Annotated in this window: 16 protein-coding genes and 1 pseudogene; 9 read left to right on the top strand and 8 right to left on the bottom strand. The window is 61.2% G+C overall.

Annotation, left to right across the window (positions count from 1 at the left end; genetic code table 11):
- Positions 1-39: 39 nt before the first annotated feature.
- From PCA31118_RS12330 to PCA31118_RS12305, 6 genes and pseudogenes are all read left to right on the top strand, one after another.
- The gene (locus PCA31118_RS12330) at positions 40-264 is read left to right on the top strand and encodes a DUF2188 domain-containing protein (RefSeq protein ID WP_023093135.1); all 225 of its coding nucleotides are present in this window, start codon (positions 40-42) and stop codon (positions 262-264) included.
- Between the two features lie 6 nt (positions 265-270).
- Positions 271-1,272, top strand: a complete 1,002-nt coding sequence (locus tag PCA31118_RS12325) for a CBASS cGAMP-activated phospholipase (protein ID WP_017462924.1) — start codon at positions 271-273, stop codon at positions 1,270-1,272.
- Complete coding sequence (locus tag PCA31118_RS12320) at positions 1,266-2,408, top strand: CBASS cGAMP synthase (protein ID WP_150625492.1); 1,143 nt, start codon at positions 1,266-1,268, stop codon at positions 2,406-2,408. Before PCA31118_RS12325 ends, PCA31118_RS12320 begins: the two co-directional genes overlap by 7 nt.
- Positions 2,405-4,036 (top strand): ThiF family adenylyltransferase, encoded by a 1,632-nt coding sequence (locus PCA31118_RS12315; protein WP_150625491.1) that lies wholly within the window; start codon positions 2,405-2,407, stop codon positions 4,034-4,036. Before PCA31118_RS12320 ends, PCA31118_RS12315 begins: the two co-directional genes overlap by 4 nt.
- Positions 4,024-4,500: a Mov34/MPN/PAD-1 family protein gene (locus PCA31118_RS12310; protein ID WP_050411167.1), complete on the top strand. Its 477-nt coding sequence runs from the start codon at positions 4,024-4,026 to the stop codon at positions 4,498-4,500. Before PCA31118_RS12315 ends, PCA31118_RS12310 begins: the two co-directional genes overlap by 13 nt.
- 29 nt (positions 4,501-4,529) lie before the next feature.
- Positions 4,530-4,775: pseudogene (locus PCA31118_RS12305) on the top strand (TIGR03747 family integrating conjugative element membrane protein); the annotation flags it as partial.
- On the opposite strand, the gene PCA31118_RS12300 reads toward PCA31118_RS12305, so the two are convergent.
- From PCA31118_RS12300 to mads1, 8 genes are all read right to left on the bottom strand, one after another.
- Positions 4,772-6,190 (bottom strand): UvrD-helicase domain-containing protein, encoded by a 1,419-nt coding sequence (locus tag PCA31118_RS12300; protein ID WP_150625490.1) that lies wholly within the window; start codon positions 6,188-6,190, stop codon positions 4,772-4,774. The pseudogene PCA31118_RS12305 and the gene PCA31118_RS12300 overlap by 4 nt on opposite strands.
- Positions 6,177-7,910: an ATP-dependent nuclease gene (locus tag PCA31118_RS12295; RefSeq protein WP_150625489.1), complete on the bottom strand. Its 1,734-nt coding sequence runs from the start codon at positions 7,908-7,910 to the stop codon at positions 6,177-6,179. Before PCA31118_RS12295 ends, PCA31118_RS12300 begins: the two co-directional genes overlap by 14 nt.
- A 135-nt stretch (positions 7,911-8,045) precedes the next feature.
- Positions 8,046-10,784 carry a DEAD/DEAH box helicase gene (locus PCA31118_RS12290; protein ID WP_150625488.1) on the bottom strand — a complete coding sequence of 913 codons (2,739 nt, stop codon included), beginning with the start codon at positions 10,782-10,784 and terminating at the stop codon, positions 8,046-8,048.
- A complete protein-coding gene (locus tag PCA31118_RS12285; RefSeq protein ID WP_150625487.1) occupies positions 10,784-12,493 on the bottom strand; it encodes a site-specific DNA-methyltransferase in 1,710 nt (569 codons plus the stop codon). Before PCA31118_RS12285 ends, PCA31118_RS12290 begins: the two co-directional genes overlap by 1 nt.
- Before the next feature lie 12 nt (positions 12,494-12,505).
- A complete protein-coding gene (locus tag PCA31118_RS12280) occupies positions 12,506-14,503 on the bottom strand; it encodes a Shedu immune nuclease family protein (protein ID WP_150625486.1) in 1,998 nt (665 codons plus the stop codon).
- Positions 14,503-16,269, bottom strand: a complete 1,767-nt coding sequence (locus PCA31118_RS12275) for an AIPR family protein (RefSeq protein ID WP_150625485.1) — start codon at positions 16,267-16,269, stop codon at positions 14,503-14,505. The genes PCA31118_RS12280 and PCA31118_RS12275 overlap by 1 nt, the downstream gene beginning before the upstream one ends.
- Positions 16,269-19,148, bottom strand: a complete 2,880-nt coding sequence (locus PCA31118_RS12270; protein WP_150625484.1) for an SNF2-related protein — start codon at positions 19,146-19,148, stop codon at positions 16,269-16,271. The genes PCA31118_RS12275 and PCA31118_RS12270 overlap by 1 nt, the downstream gene beginning before the upstream one ends.
- 58 nt (positions 19,149-19,206) lie before the next feature.
- Positions 19,207-19,407, bottom strand: a complete 201-nt coding sequence (mads1, locus tag PCA31118_RS12265; RefSeq protein WP_031754989.1) for a methylation-associated defense system helix-turn-helix domain-containing protein MAD1 — start codon at positions 19,405-19,407, stop codon at positions 19,207-19,209.
- A 223-nt stretch (positions 19,408-19,630) separates the two neighbouring features.
- On the opposite strand from mads1, the gene PCA31118_RS12260 reads away from it, so the two are divergent.
- From PCA31118_RS12260 to PCA31118_RS12250, 3 genes are read left to right on the top strand one after another with little or no spacing between them, the layout of a single operon-like run.
- Positions 19,631-19,996, top strand: a complete 366-nt coding sequence (locus tag PCA31118_RS12260) for an integrative conjugative element protein, RAQPRD family (RefSeq protein WP_150625483.1) — start codon at positions 19,631-19,633, stop codon at positions 19,994-19,996.
- A complete protein-coding gene (locus PCA31118_RS12255) occupies positions 19,993-20,232 on the top strand; it encodes a TIGR03758 family integrating conjugative element protein (protein WP_003140997.1) in 240 nt (79 codons plus the stop codon). Before PCA31118_RS12260 ends, PCA31118_RS12255 begins: the two co-directional genes overlap by 4 nt.
- A 22-nt stretch (positions 20,233-20,254) precedes the next feature.
- Complete coding sequence (locus PCA31118_RS12250; RefSeq protein WP_150625482.1) at positions 20,255-20,629, top strand: TIGR03745 family integrating conjugative element membrane protein; 375 nt, start codon at positions 20,255-20,257, stop codon at positions 20,627-20,629.
- Positions 20,630-20,638: the final 9 nt, after the last annotated feature.

Raw genomic sequence — 20,638 nt, 5'->3', positions numbered from 1 at the left:
CGGCTGGGACTTCGATAGTTCCACTGTAGGAGAGTCATCATGGCAGGCAAGAATCAGCATGTTGTTCCTCATCAGGACGGTTGGGCCGTGAAGGGAGCCGGCAATCAGCGGGCGACCTCCGTGCACGACACGCAGCAACAGGCCATTGACGCAGCGAGGGATATCGCACGCAACCAGCAATCCGAACTCGTCATCCATCGTCCGGATGGCCGTATCCGTGACAAGGACAGCCACGGCAACGACTCCTTCCCGCCGAAGGGCTGAAGTGCCATGACGGGCATCCCTACCTACCATGTGCTCGCCCTGTCAGGGGGCGGTTATCGCGGCCTGTACACCGCCACGGTTCTCGCTGAACTCGAAACCGTGCTGGGCCGTCCGATTGCTTCGCACTTTGATCTGATTTGCGGCACATCGGCAGGAGGGATGCTGGCTTTGGGGCTGGCTGCGGAAATTCCGGCCTACGAACTCAAGGCACTGTTTGAAGAACAGGGCAGCCGCATCTTTGGCTGCCGCAGCCTGCCGCGGCGGCTTCTGGGATTCTGGCTGACTGCAAAGCATGACTCAGCGGGATTGAAAGAGGTACTGACCGAGCGCTTCCAAGGGACCACGATAGGCGACCTGAAGCATCGTGTTCTTGTGCCGGCAGTCAACTACTCGACGGGACGCGGGCAGTTCTTCAAGACACCGCACCATCCGTCCTTTGAGCTGGATCACCGCATGAAGGTCGTTGATGTGGCGTTGGCGACAGCCGCCGCGCCCGTCTACTTTCCTCTGGCGCGCAACGACCGCGGTGTCTTCGCGGATGGGGGGCTGGTGGGCAACGCCCCGGGCCTGTTCGGGTTGCACGAAGTCAAGACGTTCCTGGCGCCGAAGCAGGATGCGCTGGTTCGGGTCCTCGCCATCGGCACGATGACCATCGGTGCGACCGTTCGTGGCGGCGCCAGCCTCGACCGCGGATTCGGCAAGTGGCGCGGGGGACTCTTCGATCTCGTGATCTCCGCCCAGGAGTCGTCGGTGGACTACATGCTGCGGCAGGCGTTGGGCAACAACTACTTCCAGATCGACGACAAGGCGACGCCGGATCAAAGCAAGGACGTAAAGGCGCTGGATCGGGTTTCCATTGGCGCCACGAATACGCTCAAGGATCGCGGCAACCACGCGGCGCAGCGTGCGCTCGGCGATCCTCTTTTCCAACCATTTCGAGCGCACCAGGCCGGCGCTCCCATCTTCTATCACGGCCCCAACAAGAATGTTCCGGAGGCCGCATGCTGAACTTGAGCCCACTCTTCTTCACCACCCTTGATGACGAATCCTGCATGCACGACGAGCTGGATCTGACGCCTGGGCAGCGCGCCTGGATCGCCAGCGCACGCACTGACGTCAGGGACTGCCTGCGCACAGGCATCCCCCGCGTGCTTAGGGCAAACGGATACACGGAAGACGTGCCGCAGCCGCGCTTCTTCACGCAAGGGTCGTGGGCATACAAGACGCTGAACGCCCCGGCACAACACCCTCAGCAGGCGGATGTCGATGATGGCTGCTATCTGCCAATGAGTTTCGTCTCGCAGACGAAGCGTCCCAGCACTGCGGCGACGGTGTTCTTTGCCGCTGCGGAAGAAGCATTGAAGCCGCTGGTCGAGGAAAGGCGGTGGAAGCTTGTCACCGACAAGCCGACCTGCATCCGCATCGTCATTGCTGCGTATGCTCACATTGATATTCCTCTGTACGCCATTCCCGACGAGGAATTTGTCACGCTCGCAAAGGCTTCGATGGAGCGATATGGCTACGACTCGCTGACGGAAGCGGTGAACATGGCAGAGCGCGATGCCTGGACCGCGCTGCCGGCTGACAAGGTTCTCCTGGCCCATCGTGAATGCAACTGGATGTCCTCTGACCCGAGGCCCGTGAAGGAATGGTTCCTGGGCGAAGTGGAAGCCAAGGGGGAGCAGTTCCGCCGCGTGGTTCGTTACTTGAAGGCGTTCCGCGATTGGAAGTGGTCCAGCGGAGGACCAGCCTCGATCCTGTTGATGGCCGCCGCGGCCCCGCTCTTTGAGAAACGCGATAGGCGCGACGACCTCGCTCTGCTGGATGTCGTCGCGGCACTGCCAGGCCGGTTGCGTGGGGGAGTGAACAACCCCGTGGAAGAGTCCGAATCGCTCACGGAGCGACTTGGCCAAGCGGGTGTCGAAGATGCGGCCAAAGCATTCGAAGAGTTTGAGAAGGTGCTTCGCGGAGCAACCGGCGCCGGCAGTCCTTCACAGGCCTGCATCTGGATGCGAGGCGAATTCGGCCCGCGTTTTCCGAACGAGCCGGATCGGGTCAAGTTGGTGTCCGTTGCCGCCACCATTGCCGCGACTCCCGCTACTGCTGGTCCTAGCGAACTCATCGGACGAACGAAAGCTGGATGAGCAGCGCCGCAGCGGTCGCAGACGTGATCGAGGCCTTCAAGCAGCGAGGCTTCGCGTTTGTTGGCAAGACGGATGACGGCTGGTTCAGGCTGCACGGGCGGTTGACCCCGCCCCAAGCGGACAAGGGTTGTCCGTGCGAAGTCCAGCTTGACCCCACGTTCTTCGACTTGCCTCGCATCCGGCTGCTGGAAATCCCTCCTGAGCTGCCCGCAGCGGTTCCTCATCTTGGCGCAGATGGCGGGCTTTGCTATCTCGCCAAGGGCACCGTCGTTCTGGACATCTACGATCCTGTCGGACAGTCGCTGGCGTGCCTGCAACGCGCGGCCGTCGTGTTCGGGCAGATCATGCAGGGGGAGATGATCGAAGACCTCGCGGAAGAGTTCTTCGCCTATTGGCACGGCTGGCATTGTTTCGTGGACATGCAAGGCGAGGATCTAGGGCGACAGAACTGCATCGTCGCGCATGCCAATGGGTGCCCCTTGTGGTTCATCACCGACAACGAAGATCGAACAACTGAAAAGCTGAAGTCGCTCGGCTACCAGGTCACCGATAGAACGGTGCTGACTTACCGAGTAAAGACCGGTGCTCAACCGCGCCCTCTGACTAGCAATTGGCCTCCTGAAACAGTCGGGGATATCCTGGCGTGGCAGAGCACTCTTGATCCCCGGTGCCGGCGCAAGATTCACGAGCGTATCAAGGAGGGGGAGAGGAAGAAGGCCAACGGAGTTCTGATCGTCATCGAGTCACCGCTGATGACCTATGGCTTTGCGGTTCTCTACGACCGCCAAAGTCTTGTCCAAAAGAGCAAGCTCATAGATCGCAGGGATTCGAGCTATGGGTTGAAGGTGATGCCCATTTCGGTGGTCAGAATTGACGATCGGTACCTTGCCCAGCGGAACATGCCGAACTCAAAGACGCTTGCAGGGAAGAACATCGCCGTCGTTGGATGCGGCACGATTGGCGGCTATCTGTCGGACATGCTTGTCAAGGCTGGGGCGGGGACATGTGGCGGAAAACTCACGTTGGTGGATTTCGATTGCCTTCTCCCGCAAAACATCGGGCGCCATCGCCTCGGATTCCCGGACCTGCTGTCGAACAAGGCCGAGGCTATGGCGAAGGAACTCAAGCGCTTGGCGCCAGGCGCCGAGATTCGCGCGCTGCCCGTGGATGTCAGGCATGCCCAACTGGGAGAGCTGGACCTGCTCATAGATGCCACCGGAGAAGAATCTCTCGGGCATTGGCTGTGCGGCCACTATCCGCCTCCGACGCCCATGCTTTCGGTCTGGATCGAGGGGCCGGGAACGGCTGTCCGTGCGCTCCTGAGGACGAAAGCATCTGATGCGTGCTATCGATGTCTTTGGCATAGCAACAGAAGAGGCGAGTTCCGTTCTATCACTGATCCTCTTCCTGCCATTCTGGCGGGGCATGGATGCGAAGGCTTGTACGTGCCATTCCCCGCTTCGGTGTCGGTGCACGCTGCCAGCCTGGGCGCTGAGATGACCCTCGATTGGGTCAACGGCGTTTATACCCCCGCGTTACGAACCAGGTTGATCGACCGCGCCCAGCAGCTTGCCACACCCGATTGCGATCCGCCGCGGGATCGGGAGTGCCCCTTATGCAATTCATGAGCTCTTGGGCGGCCGACGACAACAGAACGCTGCTGCATTTTTCGAAGTCCACGCTGGAGACCTTCCGCCAGCATGTCCAGGCCAGTGATTCTGACTGCGAAGCTGGCGGGCTGCTACTCGGTTCGGTCCATGGAACTCACATGCTCATTGAGCATGCAACGGTTCCCACGGCATGGGACAAACGGTTTCGCTACCTGTTCGAGAGAATGCCATTCGGCCACGAAGCCATTGCACTGGCTCGATGGACGGCGAGCCAGGGAACCATCCGCTATTTGGGCGAATGGCACACCCATCCGGAAGACAACCCCAACCCGTCGGGCCTCGATAGATCGGAGTGGAACCGTCTGTCGGCCAAGCGTCGGGATAAGCGACCAACGCTCGCTGTCATTGTTGGCCGAAATGCCCTGTATATTGAGTTGGTGCCAGGCTCAGGCCAAGGATCAGTATTCTCCCCTGTGGAATAGCGGCACACAAACCAATGTCGTCGCAGCGTGCCGCCTTCGTCGGGCTGGTGGACGGCCTGGTGCGCCGGGACATCCGCCGCTTCGGCGCGGGCCGCGAGTCGGGGTTCATCTATCACCGCGCCAGGGCCAGCCTGATCCCGCTGGCCGTACTGCCGTGGGTGACTTACCTGGCACTGCCGGTCAGCGTGAACCCGCTGCTGATCCTGCTGCCCAGCGCCGCATTGCTCGGCGTGGCGGTGTGCATTGCGGCGGCGACATTCAAGAAGTGTCTCTAACCGATCACTGGACTGGCGCTACACACTACGAGCTTCATCGACCCCCGGGTCATGGCGACGTAGAGGTTCTGCGCACTCATGCCCTCGATATTTAGCAGCACCGCGACTTCGGCTTCCAGCCCCTTGAGCAACAGCGTGCTGCCGACGGCGCGCTTTGGTAGCGGGCGCCCCAACAGCCGGTTCTCTTCCCGCACGCGCCGGGCCGCTTCTGTCAGAGGGACGGCCCCCGACGAGGCTTCTCGGAGCGCCTTGAGCACTCCGTAGAGGATGGCCGGCCGATGCACACGCACGTTCGGCAGTGCCCGCAGCTCCGACAACAGCGCGGCGGCCGCAGCGAGAGAGGGCGCGCGCCCGAACGCCAGTGCGCGGCTTTCTGCCTCGTTCGGAGGATTCCTTGCAGTTCCCTTTGCCAACGACTCCAGGCGCCGCGTCAACTCCGCCACGCCCACATTGGTCATGACGCTCTGCGCCAGCGCCAGTAACTGCGCGAGGGCATTCGGTGCCCCCGCATCAAAGTTGCTGGCGAAGGCGATGAGGTCTTGCAGATCGACGGCCTCGACCGTCGAAGCGCCCGGCGTCTGGCTCGCAAAGTTCTGCTGTGCTGCTCGGTTGCGGCTATCGGCGATGATGAGCACGCGCCCGTCAGCGGTTGGCGATGCCGTCCTCGCAGCGGCTAGGCGCTGGGCATGGTCGTTGGGTGGTACGGCCTGCATCCAGGTCACATGCTCCGGTGGCCCACTACGCAGATCCACCGACTGCCCCACCGCCAACAACCGGCGGGCCTCCAGCAACCATTGTCCCAGCGCTTCCGCGCCGGCGTTGCGCCATCGCCAGGGCGTTGCCAGTTCCCCGACGACAGGAAAATGCGCGCACACGTGCTGGTTCCAGTCGGCCAGCGCATTGCCCCGGAATCCGAAGATCGCCTGCATGGGGTCGCCCAGCACGCAGGTCGGCAAGATCAACGAGAGGAAATAGACGATGTAGTGCTGAGGCACCGAACAATCCTGGTACTCATCCACGATCAGATGCGCATATGAGGCTTTCAGCACCTCACTGACGTGCCCGGCTTGCAGGAGCTTCCAGGCGGCGTCGCGGATTGCCGGGTAGTCCCGCGCAGGTGCAGTCAGCCGCAGAATCTCCGGATCGTGGGCGCTGCGGCCGGGAAAGGTCGAGATGAGCCGGATGGCCCAGCCATCGATCGTGCTCAATCGATAGGCGCTGGCTGGCACACCGGCGCGGTCCAGCCGGCCACGCAGGGCCGCGACCCCGGCATTCGTGTGTGTCAGCACGAGGATGGGCTTGTTGCCCCGATGCCCGGCAAGCGCGTGGGCAATCAACTGTGTCTTGCCGCAGCCGGCCGGTGCGGTGACGGTTCCGCGTTCGATTGCACGAAGGTCGATTTCAACGTGGTCCATCAGTGGCCCACCCGAATACCTGGTCCATCAGAGCACGGAAGCCCTGATCGCAAAGATGCAGGTCCGGTGCAACGATGGTCCTCGCCACGTCCTCCATCCACGAGATGGACTTGAACCAGCCCGCCTTTCGGATGCGCGCCGCCTGACCAAGGATGGCCCTGCATTCGGCCGACAGGTGGCCGGTGTTCCGGATCTCGTCCCAGACCTGCTGGAACGTAAGCGTGTTGTTCGAGACGGTGCGCAGGTGTTCGACGATCAGGTCGCCATGCAATTCGTTGGCGTAGCCGATCAGCCTCTGGCAGGCAGCCGGCGTGAGACTGCCGAACAGCTCGTCCTCCAGCGCCCGGCCCGCTCGGTAGGCGACGACGGTGCCACCGTTCTGGACAAAAGCCTGCTCGATAGCAGGTGTGGGCTTCTTGTCGTCGTCGCGCAGCACCATCACCCGGTAGCCCAGAGACTGGAACGCTGCGGCGCGGGCATACGGTCGATCCGGCTCCCCGCCACCGCAGTCGACGAGGGCCACGCCCAATGCAGCCAGTGACGCATTCCCCTGGTCAAGCCTGTACAAGTCCAGGCCGCGCAGCAGGCCGATCTCGCTGGCTCCCTCGCACACGACCACGGAGCCAGCCAGGAAGGCCTCGGGGTAGAGGCGGATCGTGCTCTGGATGTCATTGTCGGCGCCGACCAGGCGAGCCTCATGGCCGAGGGGGCCGCGGCGCAACACGAAGAGCTGGCCGCCCGACAGTTCTCTCAGCGCCACGGGTGAGTGGGTGGTGAGGAACACCTGCAGCGGAGCAGCGGCCTCCTTGGCGCCGAGGGAGCCCAAGAACCGCGCGATGCGGTGCGGCTCCAGCCCGTACTCCAGTTCGTCCGCGAGCACGATCGACGCCTGACCGGCCGCCTTGCGCTGCAGGCCAGCGACAAGCAGACGCGTGGACCCGACGCCCAGGCTGCGAAGCGGGATGCCGCTTTCGTTGTGCAGGGAGATGGTGCCGCCACCGAACGACACCGAATGCAAATCCAGCAGCGCCTTGGCCTTAGCGCCGATGTTGACGCCCAGCTCCTGAGCAGTGGTGGTGACGATCCCCAGCGCTTCTCCCAACTGTTGTTCGGCCTGGTCTCCGAAGGCACTGCGCGCATCCCTTGCGGCCTTGACCAGAGCGGCTGAAGCGTCGGCTCGCTCCTCCGAGATGCGGTTCAGCACGGAGCCGCGCTGCCATCCCAGGTTGAAGTCCGCCAGGGCGCCGATGCGAGTGGGCGCCAGGGCGACGCGATCCTTCCATGCGAGCGTCTTGACGATGCCTTGCTGTGCGGCGCGGTCGGAGACAAGGGTCCACGAGGGCTCCAGGTCGCTGGCGACCGTCAGGTTCAGGCAGAGCACAACCTCCGCGCCGGCAGAGGGCTCGTCCTCGACGACGCCAGTGTTGGCGTGGTATCCGCGCAGGTATGCACCAAAGCCCTCCAGCGTCCGCATGCTGTCATCGAGGTCGCCGAGCGTCAGCGTGATGCTGATTGGGGTCGTGATGTCCAGGCCGAAGAAGTCCGCATCCGAGAACTGGACATTACGCCTGGCCCCCAGGCATAGATCGATCGCGTCCAGTACCGTGGACTTGCCGCTGTCGCCCGGGCCGATCAGGCAGTTGATGCCAGGCGTCGGGCACCAGGCCAGCAACTGGATGCCGCGGAAGTTGGCGATCTCGATCTTTCTGATTCGTGCCATGGGCTGCCTCTCTGGTGATCGTGCGGCCGTGGCCACGAGGGTTGCGCGCCGAAGTGCCCGGCGAAGTCCATCATTCCCGCCGCCTGGGGGCCTTGCCGGAATCGCTCTTGCTCACCGAAATCGATCGAGGGCAACTCAATTAGCCTTGACCTCAAAGCGCAGGTAATCCGCGAGCCGTTTCGACTCGCTGACTTCGTCATGGGGCACCAGCAGGTACTTCCAGGGCTTGGTGCCTACGTTCGCCGCGTGATCGGAAGCGTGCTTGCACCAGCGCATGGCGGCAGCGGCTTTGGCCTGAACCTCCTGGGTGTTGATGTCGGCGCGTGCCTTGGTCTCCACCATGAAGATGGTCGCGTCCGTCTCGGCCACGAAGTCGGGGATGTACTCCGGCTGCTCGGTGCCGAGCTTGTAGTAGATCTGGAACTGTCCCTTCGCGGGCTTGAACCACTTCGTCGCGTCGCGTTCCAGGATGATGGCGAAGCGCCGTTCGGTATCCGAGTCGAACTTCTGCAGCGGGTACAGGCAGCGCGCGAATCCACCGAAGAGCATTTGCTTGATGCGACTGGTCTCGGTCACGGTCTCCCGGAAGTGGTGAGCCGTCTGGCCTGCCGTAGCGGTGTAGTTACAAGGCTTGAGTTCGGTGAAGCCGCGACTGACCTGCACCTCGTACTCGGTCGCCTCTTCCCAGAAGTGGGCCATCATCTGCGCGTGGATTTCCCGTGCAATCAAGCGGCGGTCACGATCGAGCACGCTGATGGTTTCGTCCTCGGACAGGTAGCCGCGCAGGTGCTGCACCATCTGGCCCGCGAGGTCGTAGAGCAGATCGGCGTGGGTGAAGTAGTCGATGTCATCGAAGTCCACGAGGGCGTGGACGATGTAGTCCTCCGGGCGCTGCTCCTTGAGCCCAACTTCGGCGGCCAGGGTGTCCTGCTCGTTGGTGCGCAGGTTATGGATGACGATCTCGCGCTCACCCGGCTGGAGATGGAGCTGGCTCACATCCAGCTTGAAGGCGTGGAAGCCCGTCGTGACCTCGCCAGTCGGCACCACCGCGATGCGCGGGATGTCGATGGTCTGCTGCACCACGATCTCGGTGGTCTTCGCCACCACGGCGGACAAGTCAAGTGCGGGGACTGATTCATCCACGCCCGCAAGCAATTCGCCTTGTAGCGGCTTCAACCGCTCCGCCACCTCCGCGAGGATTTCCTTCTGCACTTCTGGTTTCAGCAGCGCGCTGCTGGTGGGCACTAGATCGCGCTTGACCTCGTACTTGCCGATGACGTCCATGACCACACGCGCGGCCTGCTTCTCCGCCTCAGTGGTGAACACCGGCCTGGGCGCGGGGACTTCCGCTCCACTGTCAGTGGCTGAAGCCCCCGTGATCACGACCGGTGCTTCCGTCAAACCGAGACGCGCCGCCGCCCCGGACTCGACCTGCACGCTGACCTTCTTGTCCTCGGCGCTCGGCGCATCGAGGATGACCTGCTTCAGGCGAATCGGCGAGTCGCCGCGGTTGGCCTCGTCGATGATCTCCTGGAACTTGTCGTGCGCGACGATGTTCAAGCGATCCACGGACGCGACGCCCGTGCGCTTGCCGTAGGGCAGACGCAGGCCGCGCCCGATGGACTGTTCGATCAACGTGCGGGCATTGGCGGCGCGTAGCGGCACGATGGTGTAGAGGTTGGTTACGTCCCAGCCCTCCTTGAGCATGTTGACGTGAATCACGATCTCGGTCGGCTCGTCCACGCTTTCCACGGCCAGTAGGCGCGTGATCATCTCTTCTTCTTCCGCGCCGGTACGGCTGGAATCGACCTGAATCACCTTGCCCTGGTAGCGCCCCTCGTAGAAGGCCTCCGACTCCAGAAGCGCCAAGAGCTGCCCCGCGTGCGTGGTATCGCGAGCGATGACGAGCATGAAGGGCTTGACCGGCTTGACGCCGTTCTCGCGGGCGTAGGTGAGCAGCTCGACCTTGGTCGTCTCGTGCAGGCGCACGCCGTCTTCCAGCTTGGTCTTCTCGATCTCCTCGGGCGTGTGCGCCTTGGCGTCGAAGTTGCGCTGGGTGACCACGGCAGGCTCCTTGACGAAGCCATCCTCCATTGCCCGCGCCAGCGGGTAGTCCATCACCACGTTCTTGAACGGCACCGGCCCACGACTGGACTCGACGAACGGCGTCGCCGTCACTTCCAGTCCGAATAGCGGCTTGAGCTCGTTGATAGAGCGCACCCCGGCGCTGGCCCGGTAACGGTGCGACTCGTCCATCAGCAGCACCAGGTCAGACAGGTTCGCCAGATGGTTGAAGTAGCTGTCGCCCAGCACTTCCTTCATCCGCTTGATGCGAGGTTCCTTGCCGCCGCGCACCTCGGAGTTGATCTTGGAGATGTTGAAGATGTTGATGCGCACGTCGTGAGCGAAGCCCATCGACTGATCATCCACCGCCGCGCCGGTCTGGTCGTAGTTGTCGCCGGTGATGATCAGCGGTGGCTGCTGCGCGAACTCGGCGATGCCCTTGAACACGTACTTCGGCGTGTTGCGCGTGAAGTCCGTGATGAGCTTGTTGTAGATCGTCAGGTTGGGCGCGAGCACGAAGAAGTTGTTGATGCCGTGCGCCAGATGCAGGTAGGCGATGAAGGCGCCCATCAGCCGCGTCTTGCCCACGCCCGTGGCCAGCGCAAAGCACAGCGATGGAAATTCGCGCTCGAAGTCCTCCAGCGTGCTGAACTCGGCCTTCAGCGTGGAGAGGATCGCCGGGACATCGCGCTCGTGGCCCAAGAGTTCGGGCGCGGCACCGAGCGCGCGAACCAGCTTGATGAGCGATTCCGCCTGGGGTGGACGAAGAGACAGACGGCCGGTGACGGCGTGCAGGACGCGGGCGTTCATTATTCGTTCTCCCCAAACAGGCCGCCCTGTCCCGCGTTGGCGAGGGCCGCGTTCTTGTTCCTGATCTTCTTGCTGTTATCGACCGTGGCCGCAGGCTCGGCCTTCTCAATCTCCGCCATCGGCAGGTTGGTCACATTCAGGCTGTAGTCGTCACGGCCCCAATGGCAGCGGGCCAGCACCATCTTCGGAATCTTCTTCAACGTCAGGTTCGGCCAACGCTCCGCCGCTCTGGCCGCCGTGACTCCGTGGAAAGCGGCGCAGCACACCAGCAGGCTCCGCTCCGAGCCGACTTCATCGGACAGCGCCTGCAACTGTTCGGCGGACAGGTTCTGCGTGGTGACATAGATGAAATCGCGCTCGCTGGAGTGGCCGTGCTGCCACCAGTGTGTTTCCGAGGGCGCGTAGGTGAAGCCTTCCAGCTTCGCCAGAGCCTCAGCCAGCATCGTGGCGTTGTACTCCGGGTTGACGACAGCGTTGCCCCAGCGGTCATTGACGATCAGGCTGGGCGCAAGGCGGTAGTAGCGGAAGCCGCCGCCACCTTGCCAATCCAACATATCGGTTATGCCACCTTTGTCCTCGCCATCAATGACCTTCTTCAGACGGGGAATGATGTGGGTGTGACAGGTCTCTTCAAGCTCAACCATAATCCAGTGACGCCCCATTTTGTGCGCCACTGCTCCCGTAGTGCCAGATCCGGCAAACGAATCCAGAACCAAATCACCCGGGCCTGTCGAAATATGGAGAATCAGGCGAACAAGCTCCTCGGGCTTCGGGGTGGAAAACGGCTCGATATCCGGCAATAATTTCCTTAAGTGATCGCGCTTCGCTGATTGGTTTGATCCAGCCTCTTCCGCAGGCCACCATGTTCTCGGCACAACGCCGTCCTGAACGTCGGTCAGGTAGCGCTTGATCAACGGCATTCCATCGCCGTTGGCGCCGAAATAGACTCGACCTTCTGCACGAGACTTCTCGAAATTCTCCTTCGAGAAGCGCCAATAGTTTCCCTTTGGCGGCACCACAACTCTTCCTGACGGCAAAGTGATTGGGTACAGGAGAGATTCCCCACCACTCTTCGCAGTGCCGTTATCTCCTTGTAGCCAAGGCCCCCTCGGATCATTGTCCGGATTGCGATAACGCGCCTTTTGCGCATCTGTTCGAGGAATGGGATTTCGTATCTTCTTCCAGATGTCACGGTTCTTGACAAAGAGAAGTACGTGATCATGCGCACTAGAAATGTCGGTGTCATTTCGGCGGCCCTTATCCTTTTCCCAAGCAAAACTACTGACGAAATTGGAGCGACCAAATATCTCGTCACACAGAACCTTGAGGTAGTGCGCTTCGTTGTCGTCGATGGTGATCCATAACGAGCCTTCGTCTGACAAGAGACGTCGAATAATTTCAATTCGATCGCGCATCAGACCAAGCCAAATCGAATGCTCCAGGCCGTCGTCGTAATGCTTAAACGCACTGCCTGTGTTGTAGGGTGGATCGATGAACACGCACTTCACCTTGCCGGTGAATTCATGCTCCAGCGCTTTCAGTGCCAGCAGGTTGTCGCCGAAGATCAGCCGATTGTCGAAGATGTCGTTCTCAGACACGCGATGCTTGCAGTGATATGACTTCTCGGGATCTTCGAGCAGGATGCGCGGCTCCAGTTTGGGCCGCTTCTCCTTCCCGATCCAGGTAAGTTCTAGTTTTTGCTTGCTCATACTCGTGTCACCTTAATTCTTGTGCAGGCCAAGCTTTTCAAATAGCACGCGGTTTCTGCGCGCGGCATCTTTGAGGAGCTTGTCGTAAGAGATAATTTCTACGTAGCCATTTCCGCCCGTGAGCGTTTTGAAATAGCCTTCGCCATCAATGGACTCGTGATAGTTCATTCGCATTTCCCGCTTGAGAGATGGCGTCAAGTCAGCTATCAAATAGCCAAAGAAACGAATTCCGCGCGCATTAATCGGTCTGCCATCAACGTCGTCCAGCTTGCTCTCTTGAATCTCAACAAATCTCTTAATGACTTGCTGGGCGGGGTCCGCCTGGTAATCGTCACGCCCCGGTCGCTTGAACTCGATCACGACAATTGAGCCCGTGGAATCTTCCTGCTCCCGCACCCCGATCGGGGTGTCGTAGAAAAAGGAACAAATATCCGGCTCCTTCCCGGAGGTATCTTCAAGGCCGTCTATGGAGTTCAGCTTTTTATCGGACGTTAGCAGTGTGTGATAGCAAAGCCGTTCATCAATCACCCACAAGTTCTGCTGCTCGAAGAAAATATCTTTGGATGTGACGCCCATCGGGAAAAGCATCTTGTGAAGTACGCGTTCCAGCGGATACTTATCGTCTGACCGCCTCTTTTTTAAGCTAAGCGATACCAGATCAAGAATGGTGCGGCGATGGGTGACGTATTTTGCAAGCTCAGCTTTGCCAAGCTCATTTGCTTGTTCGGCCAGCTTCTGAAACATCTCTGCGTACTGCTCGAACGACTGACTTTCGAAGTTGGCCGCAACGTGCCGCAAATCCTTGCGCACTCCATCTTCAATTTCTCGTTTGACGTGCAGTAGCGCTTCGTCCAGCTTGTCTTCAGACAGGCCTGGCTGAATCTTCTGCTCGATCATCTCCTTGTAGCGAGGATGCGTGAGCGCCCTGTACTCGGGGGCTTGCTCCACGAACTTCTCGATCTGGGCACGCTTTTCTTCGTTCGTTGACTTCAAGTCGTCCAAGAGCAGCGGCCGCAACGCGCCTGCAACACCCTGGTTCAGGGCCCGTCGTGAGACGAGGGTCTGCTCAAGCTCGGGCTCCTCATCGCTTTGGAAAGCGATGCGCGTGCGCTCTTGGTTGGCATGGTCGTCCAGGTACTCTCCGGTGACCAGCACGATCAAGGTGTACGGCGCTTGGTCTTCGTCAATCAGCTTTTCGGGAAGCTCCGGAAGCAAGTCTCGCAGCTTGCTCGTGGTGACTTCGCGCCCGTTCGCGCACAAGTTGAGTTCATGGCGCGAGCGTCCGTCTCGGTGACGATATGCCTGCAAGGCAAATGTATGCCCCGATACCTCGAAGAACTGCTCTTGGATGTGCGCCAGAACTGTTGATTGAAACAGAGCGTGCAGATCAATCGGAGCATGTCCCGGAGACTCCAGAGTCATCGGAGGGCAGGAGCGGGCCGCAAACCGGATCAGGAAGTGCGCAATGATGCGTTCAGCGATGGTCTCGGGCTGGGTAGGCCACCCAGCCCGAAACTTGTCATCCATGCCCCGCAAAGAGGTATGCGTGCCACATGCCTCTCTGATTTCAGACGTGGTGTCTGCGCCTTTCAGTTCATCTTGGATGCTGAAGTCGAACTCGCGCAGCAAAGCCTTGCCGTCGCGTTTGAAGACACTGCGGATGTGTACGGATGAAAAGACCTTCAGGAAGGTGAAGCGCCCGACACCTCGGCCGCCGACCCTGACCTTTGAAAGCGTGTGCGCCTCTTGAAACGAAGCCAGGTTCTTGTCGTTGAAGCCAACGCCATCATCAATGACATCAAAGCCGTCCACGACCAGAGTCCCATCCCCAGCTTGATGGGCAAGATCGTTGGCTGCCACCAGCCGGATGCGAATCGAATGATTGCTGAAGCCGTCTTGATGCTCTTCGATTGCATCGACGGCATTCGAGATAGCCTCGTAAAGAGGCATCATTGCCTTGGCCTGGGAAAGCTCCAGTCGATCGACCAAACCTTTGATGTTTGCGAGCATTATTGATTTGCCCCCTGATTCTGCTGCGCCAAGGCCGCCATCAGGCGTCCCTTTACAGTTCGACAATCAGTCTTGTTCTCGAACACGCTCCGCGCCTGCTTGTTCCACTGCTCGCCCTGGACAGAACTCACAAGACGCTCGCAAACAAGATCGACCTCGCGTGAAATCGCTGTCAGTTCATCCTGGGTCAACGCCAGCGTCGACCCGTTCTGCAACTGAAGGCGGATGAAGATGACGTGTAGAACCAACCAGGCGCCGTGATTGAGAATCTCCCGTGCAGGGAGTGTCCCCGCTGGCAAGCCGGCGGGATCGCCCTCGGCGGTGGCACGTGCGCGGACTTTCTCTACGACCACTCGGCCGATTTGGACTATCCGCCACATTTGCCTTGCCGTGAGCGAGTCAGCGAAGAGTCGTTCGTAGGACTGACGTAAGGGGTCGGTGGCTGATACCAACCCCTCCCGCCCAAACAGCTTCTTCTTGTCGGCCTTGGCCGCGGTCACGTAGTCCTGCCAGTCGTTCGTGGTTACGGTGCAAGCCAGGAACGGCGCGAGTTCACGTGCGCTGAAGCAGGTTGGTGATAGCGGCGGATCGTCCTCCCCCTGCTTGACCAGATAGGTGACGCCGGCCATCTGCAAGGTCTGCTGCCACATGGTCTGACGTTCATCAAGCGCGGCAAAATCTTCCAGCTCAACGGCATTCTGGCGGTTGCGCGATTGGGTGACTCGATCGCCAAAACCATCAGGCGCGTTCTCAAGACAAACGAAAGTCGCCATGACTACGGTGGGATGAGCATCGTAGTGGGCCAGTGGCTCGCGGGCGATCGCCCCAACCGTTTGCGCGCCGTTGATGATGGACAACCCGCGAATGCGAAACGTCCCAGTCTGACGATGCGGGTCGCGGGGGTGCTGTTCCGTTATGGAATCGCAGAGGAAGGTGACGCCGTTATTGAAGTAGAAGAAGTGCTGTGCTTCTTGTAGGAGTGTCTCGGTCAGCCCTGCATTGACGGTGGTCGTGCCCTTGAACCGGCGAATGTTCCGATCAACCAGATGTTCTTCGTGTGCCGCCCAAAGCTCGGCGAGCCGTTTGCCGTCCATGCGCCCGTAGAACGCCCGGTAGGGTTCCTGCGTGTGGCCGAAGTCCTTCAATTCGACTTCGGCTTCTATGGGCTGGGCCGAAACTCCGTCTAGATGTAGGTCGTGCAGGGTCGTGAGCCCATAAGCATGGCACCGAAGAAAGCCCGGATTCGCGCCATTGAACGCGCGCTCCAAGTCGGCAAAGATGTCGCGCCGATCATCGGACACCGCCGTGCCGGAATAGGCCAGCACGACTTTGATCCTGCAGACACCACTGTTCAAGGCGTTGGTGATTGCCGCTTGGCGGTTTTGCAGGGCGTTATTGAAGCGATTCCAGCGTCCTTGCAGAAGGTCGGTTACGCCATCCCGAAATTTGGATACATCACCGAGTTCGGGCTCGCCGGTGCCTGACTCCTTGTACTTGGACTGGACCAGCCAGATCGTTTGATCCGTTGAAACGAACACCGAATCGATACCATGATCCTGGCCACCATCGATGCTGGCGGCCACGGCCTCATCCAGATTGGCGCCAGCGTCTTCGTGCAGGACGAATGCCGCGATTGCCTTGGACAGGTAGTTTCTACGCCGAGACTCTGGAGTGTTTCCCGTCCCGGTGATTCGGTTCGCGTAGTCCGCATCAAGTTTTTGGCACAGCAGATCGAGTTCGAGGGGGCGAGCGATAACTGTTGCCATCAGACCAGCTCCCACTCGACAGTGAACAGCGTGCGCTCCTCGACCTGCTGTTGGAGTTGCACTTCAAGCTGGCTGATCAAGTCATTGCGCTGCGCTTCGACTTCGTCCTGCCGGGCAAACAGCTCGCGGCGCAGCTTGCTGCGCTTGCCTTCCAGTTCGCGCTGCTTTTTCTGCCATGACAGTTTTTCTTCCAGCGTCGGCGAGGTCGCGGCGGTTCGGCGCACCTCCTTGATCTCGCGGTCGATCTCCTTGATCTCCTGCTCCAGACCGAGCTTCAGGTCGTCCGCCCAGGCATCCAGCTTCTGGACTTCCTGCTCGAAGTAGCCGAGGTTGCGCTCGTTGACGTCGCGCAGGAGCGCGGTCTTGCGGGCTTCCACGTCGGCCAGCAGGGTGGCGTCAGGGGCATTGAACAGACTGGCCGCCTGCGTGGTCGCGGGCAGGCGCAGCAGTTTTTCCGGGTCTTCTTCCGCGAGCACGACGCCATCGGTCGTGCCCGCGGCAACCAGCAGATGTTGCTCCTGGTTGCCGAGTGTCTCGACCGAGATCAGCTTCACGATGAGCCATCCGGCTTTGCCGCGCCAGGCTTCAAGCGTGCTGATCTTTGAACCGTAGGCGTTGTAGTCGAAGACGAGACGAGCCCCGTTGAGTGCGCGAGCCTTGGCCTGCTCGATGCCCCATCGCGCCAGCGGATGATTGATGCGGTATAGGTGCGCGTCGCCGGAGCGGCGGGGCAATTCGTAGCGCCCCAGCTCGATGCCCGTGAGGCCGCTGTGCTCGACTCCAGTCGGTATGTGGCGGAGATCGAAGCCGTCGTCATCGAACGCGGCGCAATGAACCAGTTCGGCGCGGGTCAAGTCCATCAGCATCCGCTCGAAGCGGTTGCGCGCGTTGCGGCTGTCGTCGGCCCGCATGCGCAGCTTCTCCTGCACCTCCTCATCAAAGTTCTCAAGCAATACCTGGCGCGTCTTGACCATCGCCTCGTTGATCTCGCCGGAGAGGTCGGACTGGAGTTGCTCGAAGCTGGACTTGATTTCCTCGGGCTCTCGGCAGTTCTGGTAGATCTCGGCGATACGCCGCTCGAAATCGACGCCCGAACCGATGGCGCCCAACACTTCGTCGCTAGCCCCAAACACGCCCTCGAAGAGCTGGAACTTCTGCGACAGCAGCTCATACACCCGTGCATCGGCCTCATTGCTGCGGTCGACGAAGTTGACCACCACCACGTCGTGCTTCTGACCGTAGCGGTGGCAGCGCCCGATGCGCTGCTCGATGCGCTGCGGGTTCCACGGCAGGTCGTAGTTGATGACGAGCGAGCAGAACTGGAGGTTGATGCCTTCGGCTCCAGCCTCGGTGGCAATCATGACCTTGCCACGCTCCTTGAAGTGCTCGACCAGTGCCGCACGGGTGTCGGCGGTCTTGGAGCCGGTGATGCGGTCGGTGCCTTCGTGGCGCTTCAGCCAGTCCTTGTAGATCGCCTGCGCACGCTGGTCGCTATTGGTGCCGTTGAAGAGCACGATGCCGTCGCCGTATGGCGTGTCGGCCAGCAAGTTGAGGAGGTATTCCTGCGTGCGCTTGGACTCGGTGAAGATGATGGCCTTCCGGGCCGCGCCCAACCGATCCAGTTCGGCGAAGGCGCGATCCAGCGCGGTGAGCAGCGCCTTGCCCTTGGCGTTGTCACGGATGTTGGTTGCCAGCGCTTTGAAGTGGCGCAGCTCGTCGATCTCCTGCGCGATGGCATCGCGTTCCGTTCGGCTCGATGCTTCGACATCTGAGTCTTGGTCGCTCCACTCATCGGCGGTTTCGTCGAGCGACTCGTAATCCTCGTCGAGTTCATCGACCAGATCGGGAGCCTCGGTGACTTCGTCGAGCACACCCTGGAGACGCTTGGCCATCGTCTCCAACGCGCCCGCAATCGCATGCGTGCTGGAGGCGAGCAGCTTCCATAGTACGAGCGAAATCAGTTGGCGCTGCCCCTCGGGCAGGGCCTTGAGGTTAGGGCGGCGCAGGTAATCGGCGACGAGCCTGGAAAGTTCCTGCTCTTCGCTCGACGGCGTGAACTCCTCGACGATGGCCTTGCGCGCTGTGTACGACACGTAGGGCTGAACCTGTTTGCGCAGGGTGCGCTTGCAGATGGGGGCCAGTCGGTCACGCAGGCTGCTGAAGGATTGCTCTCGGCCAGTGAATTGCGAGCGGAAGCTATCAAGGTCTCCGAACACGCGGTCATCGATGAAGCTGACCAGCCCATAGAGTTCGAGCAGCGAGTTCTGCAACGGCGTCGCGGTCAGGAGCGCCTTGGAGTGAACGCGCGACAGCGCCTCCTTGAGGGTCTTGGCGATGACGTTGCTGGTTTTGTAGACGTTGCGCAGGCGATGCGCTTCGTCGAGGACGACCAAGTCCCAGTCGATGCTCTTGACATCGTCAGCCTTGGCCTTCGCGAACTGGTAGGAACAGATGATCGGACCGGAGGCGAACAGGAACGGGTTCCGCTGCTCTTGTTTGCGGATTGCGTTGTAGCTTTTGGCTTCGAGGATCAGCCCTTGCAGGCCGAACTTGTCCTGCAGCTCTTGGTGCCATTGCTTGCGCAGGTTCGCCGGAACGATGATGAGCACCTTCCGCCGCCGTTCCGCCCAGCGTTGGGAGATGACCAAGCCGGCTTCGATGGTCTTGCCTAGACCAACCTCGTCGGCGAGGATCACGCCGCGTGAGAGGGGGTTGCGGCAAGCGAAGAGCGCTGCCTCGACCTGATGGGGATTCAGATCGACCTGCGAATCGACCAAAGTCGAAGCCAGCGACTCCACGGAGTCGCCTGCTGCACGCCTGGTCAGCAGCCAAGCAAAGTACTGGCTCTGGTGCGGCGTCAGAAGCTGCTGTGTTGTCAACGGCGATCCTCCCCTTGTTCTTCCCCGAGCGTGATTCGGCGGCTGGCATGGTCCGCGCTCACTCGGCCTCCGGCTTCGTCTTGTTGATGCTTTCGGCGATCCAGCGATCCAGCTCCGAACGGCGAAAGCGCCAGGTTCCCCCGAGCTTGAACGCCGGAATCTCTCCTTTCTGGGCAAGGCGATAGACCGTGCGTTTGCCGGCTTTGAGGTAGGCCGCGACCTCCTCCAGCGTGAGGATCTCGCTCTCGACTTCACTCATCTGAAAACCATCTGGTTTGGTCTTTCGTGACTTTGGATTGCCAAGTTTGCTCAATTCTACCAAAAGGTGGTAGGCGCTAGCCAACAAGAAATCCACCAGGCATTGCGCGAATGCAGGCCAGCGCGACCAACAAATCCGGTCATGCCGTAGTTCCCATTCCCTGCGGCGCGAAGCGAGAGCGCGTCACAGCATCTGGCCATCCGCTTCAACGGGGAATGGCACGATGGGACAGACCAACCGCCGCACATCCGCATGGCCTGCGCTTGCCGTGGTGTTGGCTGTGTCGTTCTCGGCGCTGCAGCCTGCCGTCGCCGCCGACGGCGTCGCCATGGAGCGTGAGCAGCTCGCCGCGCTCGCCCGCCAGCTCGACCTGATCGATCGCCTGGCCGAGCACGCCGCCCATACCGCGCCGCAGGAACGCGCCCGCTACCACTTCGACTACGCCCGACTGCGCGCAGACCTGAAGCGCGTTCGCGCCGGCCTGCAGGACTACCTCGTGCCCCAGCGCGCCCAGCCGCGCGATCCCGTCCCGCTGGCCGGCGATTACGTCCGCCGCGAGCGCGTCGACGACGAGGAGCCGTCGCCATGACGCCCTCTGCCGATCAGGTCGCCGCCTTCCAGGCCAATGGCGGCTTTGCGCCTTCGGCCGTCTCTGCCGTCGTGCTCGCTTTCGTGTTCGCCGTGTTGCTGCTGTGGGGCGTGTGGGCGATGCGCACCGCCTACGTCGGCTGGGCCGAGCACCGCATCACTGAACGTCAGTTCCTCGCCGTCGTCGTGCGCTTCGTGGCGATGTACCTGGTGCTGACGTTCTTCCTCCTCTCCTGACCGTCACGAAAGGCCATACGCCATGAACACGCCAACGACATCCCATCGCATTCCGTCCCGCATCGCCGCTCCGCTGCTGCCGCTGGCGCTGGCGCTCGCGGGCCTGCCGCTGTCGGCCTTCGCGCAAGGCCTGCCGACCATGGAGGACCCTTCGCGCGGCCAGGGCAGCGGCATCCTGCAGACCTTGCAGAACTACGGCTACGACATCGTGCTGCTGATCGCGCTGCTCGTGGTCGCCTCGATGTTCGTCGGTGTCTGCTATCACGCCTACACCCGCTACTCGGAGATCCACACCGGCCGCGCCACCTGGGGCCAGTTCGGCCTGACGGTCGCCGTGGGCGCGATCCTGCTGGTGGTCGGCATCTGGCTGCTCACCAAGGCCACCGGCGTGCTGTGAGGGCGGCAA

Source organism: Pandoraea captiosa (assembly GCF_902459775.1).
GTDB lineage: Bacteria > Pseudomonadota > Gammaproteobacteria > Burkholderiales > Burkholderiaceae > Pandoraea > Pandoraea captiosa.
This window is presented reverse-complemented; position numbering and strand designations above follow the sequence as displayed.

Excerpts from the sequence above, each read along its gene's own strand:
- PCA31118_RS12315 (WP_150625491.1), top strand. The coding sequence starts at position 2,405 with ATGAGCAGCGCCGCAGCGGTCGCAGACGTGATCGAGGCCTTCAAGCAG.
- PCA31118_RS12295 (WP_150625489.1), bottom strand. The coding sequence starts at position 7,910 with ATGGCACGAATCAGAAAGATCGAGATCGCCAACTTCCGCGGCATCCAG.
- PCA31118_RS12290 (WP_150625488.1), bottom strand. The coding sequence starts at position 10,784 with ATGAACGCCCGCGTCCTGCACGCCGTCACCGGCCGTCTGTCTCTTCGT.
- PCA31118_RS12275 (WP_150625485.1), bottom strand. The coding sequence starts at position 16,269 with ATGGCAACAGTTATCGCTCGCCCCCTCGAACTCGATCTGCTGTGCCAA.
- mads1 (WP_031754989.1), bottom strand. The coding sequence starts at position 19,407 with ATGAGTGAAGTCGAGAGCGAGATCCTCACGCTGGAGGAGGTCGCGGCC.
- PCA31118_RS12255 (WP_003140997.1), top strand. The coding sequence starts at position 19,993 with ATGACGCCCTCTGCCGATCAGGTCGCCGCCTTCCAGGCCAATGGCGGC.
- PCA31118_RS12330 (WP_023093135.1), top strand. The coding sequence starts at position 40 with ATGGCAGGCAAGAATCAGCATGTTGTTCCTCATCAGGACGGTTGGGCC.
- PCA31118_RS12300 (WP_150625490.1), bottom strand. The coding sequence starts at position 6,190 with ATGGACCACGTTGAAATCGACCTTCGTGCAATCGAACGCGGAACCGTC.
- PCA31118_RS12285 (WP_150625487.1), bottom strand. The coding sequence starts at position 12,493 with ATGAGCAAGCAAAAACTAGAACTTACCTGGATCGGGAAGGAGAAGCGG.
- PCA31118_RS12280 (WP_150625486.1), bottom strand. The coding sequence starts at position 14,503 with ATGCTCGCAAACATCAAAGGTTTGGTCGATCGACTGGAGCTTTCCCAG.
- PCA31118_RS12325 (WP_017462924.1), top strand. The coding sequence starts at position 271 with ATGACGGGCATCCCTACCTACCATGTGCTCGCCCTGTCAGGGGGCGGT.
- PCA31118_RS12250 (WP_150625482.1), top strand. The coding sequence starts at position 20,255 with ATGAACACGCCAACGACATCCCATCGCATTCCGTCCCGCATCGCCGCT.
- PCA31118_RS12310 (WP_050411167.1), top strand. The coding sequence starts at position 4,024 with ATGCAATTCATGAGCTCTTGGGCGGCCGACGACAACAGAACGCTGCTG.
- PCA31118_RS12260 (WP_150625483.1), top strand. The coding sequence starts at position 19,631 with ATGGGACAGACCAACCGCCGCACATCCGCATGGCCTGCGCTTGCCGTG.
- PCA31118_RS12320 (WP_150625492.1), top strand. The coding sequence starts at position 1,266 with ATGCTGAACTTGAGCCCACTCTTCTTCACCACCCTTGATGACGAATCC.